Here is a 13,213-nt window from a genome sequence, read left to right as displayed (position 1 = left end):
GGGGGCCACTCTCTCAGTCGCGGGCGCGGCGCAGCCCTGTGATCTTGGGCACCAAGACGCGCGCCGACCGGGCCCGCAGGGCCCCCCACCACAGCCCGGCGCCGTAGGCCAGGTCGTCGAGTCGGCGGGCGACGAAGGCCTCCGGCGCTCGCGCCGGGGGCACCTCGCGGTGGTCGATCAGGTCCCAGACCAGGGCGGCCGCGACCGCTCGCCGGGCCCGCCGCGAGACCAGCGCGGCGGCCGCGGCACCGGGCCACCAGTGCCGGAGCAGCAGGTGGGAGCCCTGGCGCAGCGTCGACATCGCCACCTCCCCGGTCAGCTCTGTGGCCAGCCGCGCGCGGTCGGGGGTGTCCGGGAGGGTGCGGCCGAGGCGCAGCCGGACCAGCGCGAGTGCGCCGATAGCGCACGGGATCGACCACGTCCGCTGCCACAGCAGCGCAAGTGCGCCGAGGGCGGGCACCGGCGAGAGCACCGCCGGTGCCATCCAGTCACCGTGCCGCTGCGCCAGCCAGGCGCCGCCGGTGCCGTAGAAGGCCTTGCGTCCCAGCCACGTCGACCAGGTGCCGCGGCTGTCGTGCCTCGCGACGTACGTCGGGTCGTAGCGGACCTGCCGGCCCCGCCGGACCAGTCGCCAGACCAGATCGACGTCCTCGCCCACGCGACGGCCGGCCTCGAAGCCGTCGCCGTCGAGATCCGCCATCCGTACCAGCAGGCAGGCGCTCGGCAGCCAGCCCACCTTCGACCACGGCCGCACCAGCGCCGGCGCGGTGCCGAGGTCGAGCGAGAGCCCGTCGACGTCCCAGCGCTCGAAGCGGCGCGGCCGGGTGTTGCGCGCGACCCCGCGCACCCGCGGCCCGACCGCGGCCACCCGCGGGTCGACGAAGTGCCCGGCCAGCCCCCGCAGCGCTTCGGCGTCGACGACCACGTCGGAGTCGACGAAGGCGACGTACGCCGTGCGCACCTGCGCGAGCCCGGCGTTGCGGGCGCCGGCGGGCCCGACGTTCGTGGTCAGCGCGACCAGCCGGGCGCCGTGCCGCGCGGCGACCCGCGCGACGCCGCCGGGGTCGCGGGAGGCGTCGTCGACGACGACCACCGGGAGCGCGGCCAGCTCCGCCAGCAGCCGATCGAGGCGGTCGGCGCGGTCCCGGATCGGGACCACCACGGTCAGGTCGGCCGTCTCCCCGGAGGGCGGGCCGGACAGGAGCGGCGCCGCGAGGTTGGCCGCCAGCAGCCGCTCGGCCACGACGCCGGTGGTCCGGTCGCCGACCTCGAGCACCTCGCCGCGACCCAGGGCCGGTGCCGGCTCGCGCAGCCGGAGCACGCGCAGCGGCGAGCCGCCGACCAGGGTCCGGCCGCCGTCGTGCACGCGCACGTCGTCGCCGACCCGCACCCGGAAGCCGGCCGGCAGGGTCACGAGAAGCCGCCGGTGGCCGACACGACGCTGCCGTTGAGCACGGCCGCCTCCCGCGAGCAGCAGAAGGCCAGCGTCGCCGCGACCTCGTCGGGGTCGAGCAGACGCCGAAGCAGCTGGTGACCGGCGAAGGCCTCGGCGTCGGTCAGCCCGTAGATGTCGGCGGTGGCGTCGAGCATGGGGGTCCGGGTGGAGCCCGGCGAGACCGCGCAGGCGGTGACGCCGGTGCCGACGAGGTCGGCCGCGAGACCCTTGACCAGCCCGACGACGGCGTGCTTGGCGGCGACGTACGCGCCGAGCCCGAACAGGCCCTGGTGGGCGGCGGCCGAGGCCACCGCGACGAACCGGCACCCCGACGGGTCCGGCCCCGCGAGCATCACCGGCACGGCGGCGACGGCGGTCTGCCACACGGTCCTGGCGTCGGCCTCCCAGAGGTCGTAGACCTCCTCCAGCGGCGTCTCCCACAGTGGCCGGCCGCCCGCGATCACCGCGGCCGCCGCGACCACCGCGTCGAGCCGGCCCCACCGCTCGACGGCGAGCGCCACCGCGGACTCCAGCACGCGCTGGTCGCGTACGTCGCCGCGCACGTGGGCCGCGCGCTCCGACTCGGGCACGACCGCCGCCTCGCGATCGACGCCGACCACGGCGTATCCCTGCGCGAGCAGGCGCGCGACCGTCGCCGACCCGATGCCCCCGGCCGCGCCGGTGACCAGGGCGACCCTCATGCCAGCCGCCCTCGCACGTCGGCGACCATCGCCGCGAGCACCCGCTCGCCCTCGGCGGCGGTCGCGCCGGCCGGATCGCCGAGCACGCCGTTGGCCGAGACCGCGGCGATGCCGCCGGCCAGCATCGCGGGCAGGATCTCGCTCAACGGCTGGGTGTTGCCCGCCTCGGCTCGGCCGAGCCGCACCGACCCGGGCCGCAGGTGGAGCATGAGGCTCGTCTCGGTGTAGCCCGCATGGAGATCGACGTCCTCGGTCGCGCACGGCACCCACGCCACGTCGCGGCCGTCGTGGCCGTCGTGGCGCAGGACCGCGATCGCGGCGTCGAGGGCGACGAGGTTTCCCCCGTGGGCGTTGACGAACACCACCCGCCGCGCCCAGGTACGCATCGACCGCACCAGCTCGACGACCTGGGTGCGCAGCGCGTCGGTGCCGACCGAGCAGGTGCCGGGGAAGGACTGGTGCTCGCCGCTCGATCCGTACGCGATCGCCGGCGCCACCCAGGCACCCGGCAGCCCGGCCGCGACTCCCTCGGCCACCGCGATCGCGATGGTGGTGTCGGTGTCGAGCGGGAGGTGCGGCCCGTGCTGCTCGATCGAGCCGACCGGCACCAGCACCAGCCCGGCCCCCTCCGCCTCGGGGGACGTGGCGTCGGCGAGGCTCATCGGCCGGTCCCGGCCGGCGGTGGGCGATCCACCGAACGCCAGCCTGAGAACGTGGACCGGTCACCGCCGTCCGGCGCCCCGTCCGGGGAGCGGTGGGCGATCCACCGAACGCCCGCCGAGAAACGTGGAGGAGCCACCGCCGCCCGGCACGCCGATCGGGGAGCGGTGGGCGATCCACCGAACCCCGGCTGAGAAACGTGGAGGAGCCACCGCCGCCCGGCGCACCGACCGAGCAGCGGTGAGCCAGCAACCGATCCCGACTCCCAGAACGTTGCCTGCTCACCGCCGCACGACGCCGACCCCAGGCAGCGGTGAGCCAGCAACCGACCCGGGCCGCCAGAAGGTTGCCTGCTCACCGCCGCCCGGCACGCCGACCGGGGAGCGGTGGGCGATCCACCGAACCCCGGCCGAGAAACGTGGAGGAGCCACCGCCGCCCGGCGCACCGACCGAGCAGCGGTGAGCCAGCAACCGATCCCGACTCCCAGAACGTTGCCTGCTCACCGCCGCACGACGCCGACCCCAGGCAGCGGTGAGCCAGCAACCGACCCGGGCCGCCAAGAGGTTGCCTGCTCACCGCCGCACGGCGACGGCCCCGACGACTCATGACCGGTGGAAGCCCTCGGGCACCAGCAGCGTCTCGGGGGTCAGCTCGTCGATCGAGGACAGCCCGAGGCCGAGCAGCGCCGAGTCGAGGCCGCCGCGCAGGACGTCGAGCACGTTCTCCACGCCCGCCTGACCGTTGGCGGCCAGGCCCCACAGGTAGGCGCGGCCGATCAGCACCGCGCGGGCACCGAGAGCGAGCGCCTTCGCGACGTCCGAGCCCCGGCGTACGCCGCCGTCCATGAGCACCTCGATCTCGTCGCCCACCGCCCGGGCGATCGGGTTCAGCAGCCGGATCGCGGCCGGGGTGCCGTCGAGGTTGTTGCCGCCGTGGTTGGACACCGAGATAGCGGCGACCCCGGCGTCCACGGCCCGGCGCGCGTCGTCGACCCGGGAGACGCCCTTGAGCACGAACGGCGTGGCGCTGATCTCGCCCCACGTCGCGCGCATCCACGCGACGTCCTCCCAGGAGGGCGGGGGCGTGGTCATCCACTCGTAGTAGGCGCCGAAGAAGGTCGGCGCGGGACCGCCGTCGGGCGGCGCGAGGTTCGGCGCGGTCAGGTCGGGGATCTGGCCGGTGCGGCCGAACTGGTAGAGCCAGCGCGGCTTGGTGGCGACCTTCGGCGCCATCCGCACCATCGTCTTGAGGTCGACCTTCTCGGGGATCTCCGGGCTGCCCCAGTCGCGGCCCATCGAGAACGACCAGTCCAGGGTGGCGATCAGCCCGATCGCTCCCGCCTTGTGGGCGCGCTCCATGCGCTGCACCATCACGTCGCGGTCGCCGGTCCAGTACATCTGGAAGAACGTGCGCGGGCAGGCCTCCACGACCTCCTCGACCGACTTGGAGGCGAAGTTCGACAGGCCCATCAGCGTGCCGCGGGCGTTGGCGGCCCGGGCGACGGCGACCTCGCCGTCGGGGTGCACCGCCTGGACGCCGGTCGGGCTGATCAGCACGGGCAGCGAGACCTCGTGGCCGAGCACGGTGCGCGTCATCGAGCGGTCGGCCTGGTGGCCGGCGACATGAGGCAGCACCCCGATCTCGGCGAACGCCGCCTGGTTGTCCGCGATCGTCTGCCCGCGCTCCGACCCGGCGACCAGCGCGCCGTAGACCGGCTTCGGCAGCCGCTTGCGGGCGCGCTGCTGCGCGACCGCGACGGACTCGAACCAGGGGTTCTGCTTCCAGGGGTTCTCGAACTTCATGATGCCGTCCTGTGTGGTGGTTTCGAGGCTCGCTGCGCTCGCACCTCAACCACCGTCCGGCACGAAGCCGGCCAGCGGGCTCTCGGCACAGTCGCTGACGGGCGGCCGGGTCATCAGCTTGAGCATCACCGGCTGGTTGCGGGTGGGCGTCACCTTGGAGTGGTCCTGGCTGGCGGCCGGGATGGTGCGGGCGCCGGCCAGCGCGAGCTCGCTGTGGCCCTGGACGCACTCGGGGTCGGGACCGTCGAGCGGCAGGCCGGTGAAGAACTTCGCGGCCATGCAGCCGCCCCGGCAGGCGTCGTAGTGGGCGCACTTCGTGCACGCGCCACCGGTCTGCGGCGAGCGCAGCTCGGCGAAGAGCGGCGAGGTCTGCCAGACCTGCCGGAAGCCGCCGTCGGTGAGCAGGTTGCCGGCGTGGAACTGGTCGTGGATCGCGAACGGGCAGGCGTAGACGTCGCCCACGGGGTCGATCAGGCACACCACCCGGCCGGCGCCGCAGAGGTTGAGGCCCGGCAGCGCCTCACCGAACGCCGCGAGGTGGAAGAACGAGTCGCCCGTGAGTACGCCGTCCCCGTGAGCGAGCAGCCAGTCGTAGAGCTCGCGCTGCTGCTCCGGCAGCGGGTGCAGCTCGTCCCACACGTCGGCGCCGCGGCCCGAGGGGCGCAGCCGGGTGAGCCGCAGCGTCGCGCCGTACCGGTCGGCGATCGCCTTGAACTCGTCGAGCTGGCCGATGTTCTGCCGGGTACAGACGACGCTGATCTTGGCGTCGCGGAAGCCCGCGTCCTGGAGGTTCTGCAGGGCGAGCAGCGCGGTGTCGAACGAGCCCGGCCCGCGCACGTAGTCGTTGACCTCGGCGGTCGCACCGTCGAGCGAGATCTGCACGTCGACGTAGTCGGTGCTGGCGAGGAAGCGGGCGCGTTCGGGGGTGATCCGCACCCCGTTGGTCGAGAACTTCACCCCGACCTGGTGCGCCACGGCGTACTCCAGCAGGTGCCAGAAGTCCGGCCGGATCGTCGGCTCGCCGCCGCCGATGTTCACGTAGAACACCTGCATCCGCTGCAGCTCGTCGATCACCGCCTCGCACTGCTCGGTGGTCAGCTCGCGCGGGTCCCGGCGGCCACTGCTCGACAGGCAGTGGGCGCACTCCAGGTTGCACGCGTAGGTCAGCTCCCACGTCAGGCAGATGGGCGCGTCCAGCCCCTGCTCGAAGTGCTCGACCAGCCTCATGAGGCCTCCTCGATGGCGTCGGCTCGCGGTCGGATCATGTCGGCGTCGGCGAGACCCTCGAGGGCGGCGGCGTACGCGTCGTGCTGCGCCTCCGGTACGCCGACGGCGCGCAGCGTCGCGCGCACGTCCGCGTGGTCGGCCAGCTGCTCGACCACCCGCACCAACGCAGGCGTCTTGAGGAAGGTCAGCTTGCGGTTGCCGAAGTGGTAGGCGAGCGCCCCGAACGGTTCGGGACGCAACGCCACCGACGGCGACAGCCGCCAGGCCTCGTCGAGGATCATCGGGTCAGGTCCGGCTCAGTAGACGCCGCACATGCCGTCGATCGAGACCTCCTCGATCAGGTCCTCGCTGGTCAGGGTGGCGGTGACGTCCTGCTCGATGTTCTCGGTCTGCTCCGGGTTCACGGCGGCCTCCTCGGGCGTGGATGAGTGGTGCGGGACACAATAAGTGCACTCATGGCATAAATGGAAGACCCCCGCTCGCCCTACGATCTCCCCGTGCCGCCGCCGACCACCCGCCGCTCCCTCGTGGGCCGACCCGAGGCGACCTCGCACGCCGCGATCGAGCAGGCGGCGTTCGCACTGTTCGCCGAGCGCGGCTTCGACGGCACCACGCTCGACGACATCGCGGCGTCGGTCGGGGTCAGCCGGCGCACGCTGTTCCGCTACTACCGCTCGAAGAACGACATCCCGTGGGGCCAGTTCGCCCGCACCCTCGACAGCTTCCGGCAGATCCTGCGCGAGCTGCCGCAGGAGCAGCCGGTGGCCGAGGTGGTGCAGCAGGGGATGCTGGCCTTCAACGAGTTCGACGAGGACGCCGACCCGCCGCACCGCGAGCGGATGCGACTCCTCCTCGAGACGCCCGCGCTCCAGGCCCACTCGGTGCTGCGCTACGCCGAGTGGCGCGCCGTCATCGCGGAGTACGTCGCGGAGCGCCGCGGCCTCGCGCCCACCGACGCCGTCCCCGAGACGGTGAGCCAGGTCTGCCTGGCGCTGGCCCTCTCGGCGTACGTGCTCTGGCTGCGCGAGCCCGGACCCACCCTCGACGAGCGCCTGCGACAGGCGCTGTCAGACCTGCGCGCCTACCTGGGCGAGTGACAGCCCGTTCATGACCAGGTCGGCGAGCCGGCGGTACGCCGCGGCGTCGTCGAGCCCGGTCGCCGCGCCGATCGCACCGCTCTCGATGCCGGCCATCACCTGCGCCACCGCCGCCCCGACGAACGTCGCGTCGACCTGGCGCAGCGCCCCCGCCCCGACGCCGGCGACCACCAGGTTCTGCACCCGCCGGGCGGCGAGCCGGGTGTTGTCGACGTAGATCTCGGCCGCCGGCGGGTAGGCCACCAGGTCCGCGTGGAAGCGCGGGCTCGCCGGGCTGAGCTCCGCCGCGACCGCGGTCAGGTAGACGGCGATCCGGGCGCCCGGGTCGGGCTCCCGCGCGACCTGAGCCTCGATCCGCTCGGCCGCGCGCCGGAAGAAGCCGCGCACGGCGGCGAGCACGATCTGCTCCTTGCTGCCGGCGACGAGGTAGAGCGTCGAGCGCGAGCAGCGGAGCCGGGTCGCGAGGTCGCCGACGCCGAAGTCGAGGAAGCCCTCGGCGAGGAACAGCTCGATCAGCTCGTCGAGCAGCTCGTCGCGACGGGACACGTGATGAAGGCTATCAGTACCAGAACGGGTACTGTAGTACTGTCGCCGTTCCCCGAGGAGTCCCCGATGCCCGCTTCCCGCCTGCTGCCCTCCGCCGAGGCCGTCGACCTGATCGCGCTGGTGCGCGACCTCGCCACCCACGAGCTCGCCCCGCTGGTCGCGACGGCCGAGCGCGACGAGGAGTTCCCCCGCGAGGTCTTCCGGCTGCTCGGCCGGGCCGGCCTGCTCGGCCTGCCGTACCCGGAGGAGCAGGGCGGCGGCGGGCTGCCGTACGAGGTCTACCTCCAGGTGCTCGAGGAGATCGGCGCAGTCTGGTCGAGCGTCGGCGTCGGCACGTCCGTGCACGTGCTGAGCTGCTTCGGCCTCGCGACCGCGGGCACCGAGGAGCAGCGGCAGCGCTGGCTGCCCGACATGCTCGGCGGCGACCTGCTCGGCGCGTACTGCCTCTCCGAGCCGCACGCCGGCTCCGACCCGGCCGCGATGACGACCCGCGCGCGGCGTACCGGCGACGACTACGTGATCACCGGCGCCAAGGCCTGGACCACCCATGGCGGGCAGGCCGACTTCTACACCGTGATGGCCCGCACCGGCGACGGCCGCAACGACATCTCCTGCTTCCTGGTGCCCGCGGACGCCGAGGGCCTGGTCGCCGACCCGCCCGAGCAGAAGATGGGGCTGACCGGCTCGACGACGGCCACGATGCGCTTCGACGGCGTCCGCGTGTCTGCGGAGCGGCGGCTCGGCGCCGAGGGCGACGGCCTCAAGATCGCGCTGGCGGGCCTCGACGCCGGACGGCTCGGCATCGCGGCGGTCGCGACCGGGCTCGCCCAGGGCGCGCTCGACCAGGCGGTGGCGTACGCCAAGAGCCGCGAGACCTTCGGCGCCCGGATCATCGACCACCAGGGGCTGAGCTTCCTGCTCGCCGACATGGAGGCGGGCATCCAGAGCGCCCGGGCGATGCTGCTGCACGCCGCCCGACTCAAGGACCAGGGCCTGCCGTACGCCCGCGAAGCGTCGATCGCCAAGCTGGTCGCAACGGACACGGCGATGAAGGTGACCACCGACGCCGTCCAGGTGCTCGGCGGCTACGGCTACACCCGCGACTTCCCGGTCGAGCGCTACATGCGCGAGGCCAAGGTGATGCAGATCTTCGAGGGCACCAACCAGATCCAGCGGCTGGTCATCGGCCGCTCGCTGGACCGCGGCGGCGCCGGCCGGCTGGTCCACGTGGAGTCGTGACACCGCACGGTCAGTGCAGTGAGCGGCGGCGCGCGACCAGGGTGCCCAACCCCTGCGCCGCGGCCCGTACGGCGTCCACGTGCTGCTCGGGCCGGAACCGCCCGACCGGTCCGGTCACGCTGATCGCAGCGATCGGCCGGTCGTCGGCGTCCAGGACCGGGGCGGCCACGCACTGGAGGCCGAGCGCCGACTCCTCGCGCTCGAAGGCGACCCCGGCCTCGATCGCGGCGTCGAGCTGCTGAGCGACCCGCCCGGGGGCCACGATCGTGTGCGGCGTACGCCGCTCCAGCGGTCCGGTCAGGACGTCGCGGCGCAGGTCGTCGTCGGCCCACGCGAGCAGGACCTTGCCGATCGCCGTGCAGTGCAACGGCATCCGGCCGCCGGTCCGCGACGGGCTGGCCGCCTGGCCGCGCCCGGCGATCTTGGCGACGTAGACGACCTCGCGCCCCTCGCGGATGCCCAGGTGCACCGTCTCGTGGGTGCGCTCGTAGAGGTCCTGGAGGTAGGGCATCGCCAGCTCCAGCAGGCTGCGCTCGACCGAGGCGCGCATGCCGAGCTCGAAGAGCCCGCCGCTGAGCCGGTAGCCGAGCACGGTCCGGTCGAGCAGGCGGTAGCGGACCAGGTCGCCGGCGATCCGGTACACGCTGGTCTTCGGGAGCCCGGTGCGCTCGACCAGTGCGGCCAGGGAGAGCTCGTGGTCGTCGACGGTGAAGGCGTGCAGCACCGCGACGGCCTTGCCCAGCACCGAGCCGAGATCGGGGTCCGTGGGTGTTGTCGCCATCGTCAGGAGCGTACCGGTGAGTGGAACGATCCCCTCGGTGAACGCCGGCCCGGCGGCGACAGTGGGGTCATGAGTGAGACCATCTCGAGCGCGACGGCCGTCCAGGAGGCGGCCGACCGACTGTGGGCCGCGGACCGCAGCGGCGTCCCGTGCCCGCCCGTGCGGGACCTGATCGGCCGCGACGACCTGCCCGCGGCGTACGCCGTCCAGCAGCGGCTCACCGACCGGCGGGTCGCCGCGGGCGCCCGGGTCGTGGGCCGCAAGATCGGGCTGACCTCCCCCGCTGTGCAGGAGCAGCTCGGGGTGGACCAGCCGGACTTCGGCGTGCTCTTCGACGACATGGCGCACGCCGACGGCGACGCCGTCCCCTTCGGCGCGGTGCTGCAGCCGCGGGTGGAGGCCGAGATCGCGTTCGTGCTCGAGCACGACCTGGTCGAGGGCCCGCTCGACGCGGCGCAGGTGCGCGCGGCCGTCGACTACGCGGTGGCCGCCCTGGAGATCTGCGGCAGCCGGGTCGCGGGCTGGGACATCAGCCTCGGCGACACCGTCGCCGACAACGCGTCGGCCGGCGCGTACGTGCTGGGCTCGCAGCGGCGCACCCTGGCCGACCTCGAGCCCCGCGACGTGACGATGTCGATGGGCATCGACGGCCAGGTGGTCTCCACCGGCGACGGCGCCGCCTGCCTGGGCGACCCGCTGGAGGCGGTGGCCTGGCTCGCGCGGACCGCGCGGGAGTTCGGGGAGCCGCTGCGCGCCGGCCAGGTCGTGCTGTCGGGTGCCCTCGGCCCGATGCGGCCGGTCACGCCGGGTGCGTCGGTCCGCGCCGACATCTCGGGGCTCGGCAGTGTCTCGATTCGATTCAGCAGGGAGGACGAGCGATGAGTGGGAAGACGAAGGTCGCGATCATCGGGTCGGGCAACATCGGCACCGACCTGATGATCAAGGTGCTGCGCACCAGCAAGCACCTCGAGATGGGCGCCATGGTCGGCATCGACCCCGCCTCCGACGGGCTGGCCCGCGCCCAGCGGCTCGGCGTGCCGACGACGGCCGAGGGGGTCGAGGGGCTGGTCGGGCTACCCGGCTTCGAGGACATCGAGATCGTCTTCGACGCCACCAGCGCGAAGGCCCACGAGTCCAACGCCGCACGGCTCCAGCCGCTGGGCAAGCGGATGATCGACCTGACGCCGGCGGCGATCGGACCGTACGTCGTGCCGGCGGTCAACCTCGACGCGCACCTGGACGCCACGAACGTGAACATGGTGACCTGCGGCGGCCAGGCGACGATCCCGATCGTCGCGGCGGTCTCGCGGGTGGTCCCGGTCGCCTACGCCGAGATCGTCGCGTCGATCGCCTCGAAGTCGGCCGGTCCGGGCACCCGGGCGAACATCGACGAGTTCACCGAGACCACCTCGGCGGCCATCGTCTCCGTCGGCGGCGCGACCGCGGGCAAGGCGATCATCATCCTCAACCCGGCCGAGCCGCCGCTGATCATGCGCGACACGGTCTTCTGCCTGGTCGACGCGCCCGAGCCGGCGACGCACGAGCTGATCCGGCAGAGCATCGAGAAGATGGTCGGCGACGTCGCGGCCTACGTGCCGGGCTACCGGCTCAAGCAGCAGGTGCAGATCACCGAGATCCCCGCCGACCAGCCGGTGCACACGCTGGTCCCCGACGGCCTGCCGCGACCGACCCACCAGGTGTCGGTGTTCCTCGAGGTCGAGGGCGCCGCGCACTACCTGCCGGCCTACGCCGGCAACCTCGACATCATGACCTCGGCCGGCCTGCAGGTCGCCCAGGAGATTGCTCAGCGCCTCGCCGGAAGGGACCAGGCATGACCGACATCTTCGTCCAAGACGTCACGCTGCGCGACGGCATGCACGCCGTACGGCATCGGATCGAGCCCGACGACGTACGCCGCATCGTCGCCGCCCTCGACTCCGCCGGCGTCGACGCCATCGAGGTCGCCCACGGCGACGGGCTGGCCGGCTCGTCGGTCAACTACGGCCCCGGCTCGCACACCGACTGGGCCTGGATCGAGGCGGCCGCCGAGTCGATCACCCAGGCCCGGCTGACCACGCTGCTGCTGCCGGGCGTCGGGACCATCCACGAGCTGAGGACCGCCTGGGACCTCGGCGTCCGGTCGGTCCGGGTCGCGACGCACTGCACCGAGGCGGACATCTCCGCCCAGCACATCGCCGCCGCGCGCGAGATCGGCATGGACGTCTCCGGCTTCCTGATGCTCTCCCACATGGCGCCGCCCGACGAGCTCGCCCGGCAGGCCAAGCTGATGGAGTCCTACGGCGCCCACTGCGTCTACGTCACCGACTCCGGCGGTCGGCTCACCATGAACGACGTGCGGGACCGGGTGCGGGCCTACCGCGACGTCCTCGACGCCGGCACCGAGATCGGCATCCACGCCCACGAGAACCTCTCCCTCTCGGTCGCCAACTCCGTGGTCGCCGTCGAGGAGGGCACCTACCGCGTCGACGCGTCGCTGGCCGGCCACGGCGCGGGTGCCGGCAACTGCCCGATCGAAGCGTTCGTGGCGGTCGCGAACCTGTCCGGCTTCGAGCACCGCTGCGACCTCTTCGCGCTACAGGACGCCGCCGACGACCTGGTCCGGCCGCTGCAGGACCGCCCGGTGCGGGTGGACCGCGAGACGCTGACGCTCGGGTACGCCGGCGTCTACTCCAGCTTCCTGCGGCACGCCGAGAACGCCGCCGCCCGCTACGGCGTCGACGTGCGCGACATCCTCACCGAGTGCGGCAAGCGGCGACTGGTCGGCGGCCAGGAGGACATGATCATCGACATCGCCCTCGACCTGGCCGGCTGAGCCTGACCCCGACCGTCCCGTCGGCCCCAGCCCGAGCCGGGCTGGGGCCGACGGTCGTTCCGACCGTCGGTCAGGTCGCGATGAACAGGATCTCGTCGCGCCCGTAGGACATCCCCGGGTGCGCCTCGGCGAGGTGCTGCTGGGTCAGCTCGACGAGCTGGTCCTCGTCCTCGCCCTTGATCACCTCGCCGCACGGGCAGGTCAGTCGCGTCTTCATGCGGACAGCCTAGAACGGGTTCTCGCCCGCGGCCGGCCGAACACGGTCCCGCGACCGCCCGCCGACGCCCGGACAAGCGATGCCGCAGACGACCGGTGCGGGCCGTAACCGTTCAATTGCGCCGGGATGACGGCCAGGGGTGCGCTCGGGTCGGTTCGGACCCAGCGATTGGACCGTTACGCGCGGGCCGGGCCGCTGTCGACCGTGCGCCAGGTCGTGGCCCGCAAGGGCGAGATCGCCGTGGCCTCGCTGCTGGCGGTGATCCGGGGCGGGCCGTCAGCCGCCGACACACTCCCCACCGAGCTGGTGGTCCGGGAGGGCACCTCAGCGTTCCCTTAAGCAGCCCTCCCCCGCGCCGCCGCGCCGACCTACAGTGGAGATGCCGCGACGAGGGGAGGCAGCGATGAGCGACGAAGCCACCGAGGTGCTGCGAGCCCTCTGGTCCGCCGACGAGGCCACCGAGGCCGCCCGCGAGCTCGACGAGTCCACCCCGGCCAAGGTCTGCAAGCGGATGCGCGGCGTCACCTTCGACGGCATGGCGCCGCCGGGCACCGACCTGCGGGAGGCGTGGCGCGACCTGCTGCTCCGCGAGGGCAAGTACGACGGCACCGGCGGCACGATCCGCGACCTCGTGCTCGGCCCTCCCCCGAGATGACTCCCCAGAGAACGACGCA

At 73.5% G+C, this 13,213-nt stretch carries 17 protein-coding genes; 7 read left to right on the top strand and 10 right to left on the bottom strand.

The features are described 5' to 3' along the window. Positions 1-13 precede the first annotated feature (13 nt). The 7 genes from mftF to mftA form a co-directional block, all read right to left on the bottom strand. Positions 14-1,414: a mycofactocin biosynthesis glycosyltransferase MftF gene (gene mftF, locus KM427_RS02120; RefSeq protein WP_215526092.1), complete on the bottom strand. Its 1,401-nt coding sequence runs from the start codon at positions 1,412-1,414 to the stop codon at positions 14-16. Beyond that, entirely contained in the window at positions 1,411-2,136 is a 726-nt protein-coding gene (locus tag KM427_RS02115; RefSeq protein WP_215526091.1) for a mycofactocin-coupled SDR family oxidoreductase, read from the bottom strand. The genes mftF and KM427_RS02115 overlap by 4 nt, the downstream gene beginning before the upstream one ends. Continuing rightward, positions 2,133-2,798 (bottom strand): mycofactocin biosynthesis peptidyl-dipeptidase MftE, encoded by a 666-nt coding sequence (gene mftE, locus KM427_RS02110; protein WP_215526090.1) that lies wholly within the window; start codon positions 2,796-2,798, stop codon positions 2,133-2,135. Before mftE ends, KM427_RS02115 begins: the two co-directional genes overlap by 4 nt. Before the next feature lie 601 nt (positions 2,799-3,399). Next, positions 3,400-4,599, bottom strand: coding sequence for a pre-mycofactocin synthase MftD (gene mftD, locus KM427_RS02105; RefSeq protein WP_215526089.1), 1,200 nt, complete (start codon positions 4,597-4,599; stop codon positions 3,400-3,402). A 45-nt stretch (positions 4,600-4,644) separates the two neighbouring features. Then, positions 4,645-5,826, bottom strand: coding sequence for a mycofactocin radical SAM maturase (mftC, locus tag KM427_RS02100; protein ID WP_215526088.1), 1,182 nt, complete (start codon positions 5,824-5,826; stop codon positions 4,645-4,647). Beyond that, positions 5,823-6,107, bottom strand: a complete 285-nt coding sequence (gene mftB, locus KM427_RS02095) for a mycofactocin biosynthesis chaperone MftB (protein WP_183592384.1) — start codon at positions 6,105-6,107, stop codon at positions 5,823-5,825. Before mftB ends, mftC begins: the two co-directional genes overlap by 4 nt. Positions 6,108-6,122: 15 nt before the next feature. Further along, entirely contained in the window at positions 6,123-6,230 is a 108-nt protein-coding gene (mftA, locus tag KM427_RS02090) for a mycofactocin precursor MftA (protein WP_252274969.1), read from the bottom strand. Between the two features lie 93 nt (positions 6,231-6,323). Here mftA and mftR point away from each other — a divergent pair, with 93 nt between their 5' ends. Continuing rightward, positions 6,324-6,923 carry a mycofactocin system transcriptional regulator MftR gene (mftR, locus tag KM427_RS02085; protein WP_252274967.1) on the top strand — a complete coding sequence of 200 codons (600 nt, stop codon included), beginning with the start codon at positions 6,324-6,326 and terminating at the stop codon, positions 6,921-6,923. Here the strand turns inward: mftR and KM427_RS02080 are convergent. Next, the gene (locus KM427_RS02080) at positions 6,894-7,469 is read right to left on the bottom strand and encodes a TetR/AcrR family transcriptional regulator (protein WP_183592382.1); all 576 of its coding nucleotides are present in this window, start codon (positions 7,467-7,469) and stop codon (positions 6,894-6,896) included. The genes mftR and KM427_RS02080 overlap by 30 nt on opposite strands. Positions 7,470-7,535: 66 nt before the next feature. On the opposite strand from KM427_RS02080, the gene KM427_RS02075 reads away from it, so the two are divergent. Further along, positions 7,536-8,708, top strand: coding sequence for an acyl-CoA dehydrogenase family protein (locus KM427_RS02075; protein WP_183592381.1), 1,173 nt, complete (start codon positions 7,536-7,538; stop codon positions 8,706-8,708). Between the two features lie 10 nt (positions 8,709-8,718). On the opposite strand, the gene KM427_RS02070 is transcribed toward KM427_RS02075, so the two are convergent. Further along, positions 8,719-9,489 (bottom strand): IclR family transcriptional regulator, encoded by a 771-nt coding sequence (locus KM427_RS02070; RefSeq protein ID WP_215526087.1) that lies wholly within the window; start codon positions 9,487-9,489, stop codon positions 8,719-8,721. Between the two features lie 69 nt (positions 9,490-9,558). On the opposite strand from KM427_RS02070, the gene KM427_RS02065 reads away from it, so the two are divergent. From KM427_RS02065 to dmpG, 3 genes are read left to right on the top strand one after another with little or no spacing between them, the layout of a single operon-like run. Then, the gene (locus KM427_RS02065) at positions 9,559-10,371 is read left to right on the top strand and encodes a 2-keto-4-pentenoate hydratase (RefSeq protein ID WP_215526086.1); all 813 of its coding nucleotides are present in this window, start codon (positions 9,559-9,561) and stop codon (positions 10,369-10,371) included. After that, positions 10,368-11,324, top strand: a complete 957-nt coding sequence (locus KM427_RS02060; RefSeq protein WP_215526085.1) for an acetaldehyde dehydrogenase (acetylating) — start codon at positions 10,368-10,370, stop codon at positions 11,322-11,324. The genes KM427_RS02065 and KM427_RS02060 overlap by 4 nt, the downstream gene beginning before the upstream one ends. Further along, positions 11,321-12,322, top strand: coding sequence for a 4-hydroxy-2-oxovalerate aldolase (gene dmpG / locus KM427_RS02055; protein ID WP_183592377.1), 1,002 nt, complete (start codon positions 11,321-11,323; stop codon positions 12,320-12,322). The genes KM427_RS02060 and dmpG overlap by 4 nt, the downstream gene beginning before the upstream one ends. A gap of 70 nt (positions 12,323-12,392) precedes the next feature. Here dmpG and KM427_RS02050 read toward each other — a convergent pair whose 3' ends face one another. Next, positions 12,393-12,539 carry a DUF1059 domain-containing protein gene (locus KM427_RS02050; protein ID WP_183592376.1) on the bottom strand — a complete coding sequence of 49 codons (147 nt, stop codon included), beginning with the start codon at positions 12,537-12,539 and terminating at the stop codon, positions 12,393-12,395. A 168-nt stretch (positions 12,540-12,707) separates the two neighbouring features. Here KM427_RS02050 and KM427_RS02045 point away from each other — a divergent pair, with 168 nt between their 5' ends. Continuing rightward, the gene (locus KM427_RS02045) at positions 12,708-12,878 is read left to right on the top strand and encodes a hypothetical protein (protein ID WP_215526084.1); all 171 of its coding nucleotides are present in this window, start codon (positions 12,708-12,710) and stop codon (positions 12,876-12,878) included. Between the two features lie 64 nt (positions 12,879-12,942). Next, positions 12,943-13,194 (top strand): hypothetical protein, encoded by a 252-nt coding sequence (locus KM427_RS02040; RefSeq protein ID WP_183592355.1) that lies wholly within the window; start codon positions 12,943-12,945, stop codon positions 13,192-13,194. Positions 13,195-13,213: the final 19 nt, after the last annotated feature.

Origin of the sequence: Nocardioides sp. LMS-CY, from assembly GCF_018732145.1 — a bacterium.
In the GTDB taxonomy this organism is placed as follows: Bacteria; Actinomycetota; Actinomycetes; order Propionibacteriales; family Nocardioidaceae; genus Nocardioides; species Nocardioides soli.
Note: the sequence above shows the minus strand (reverse complement) of the source record. Positions and strands in the feature narration are given on the sequence as shown.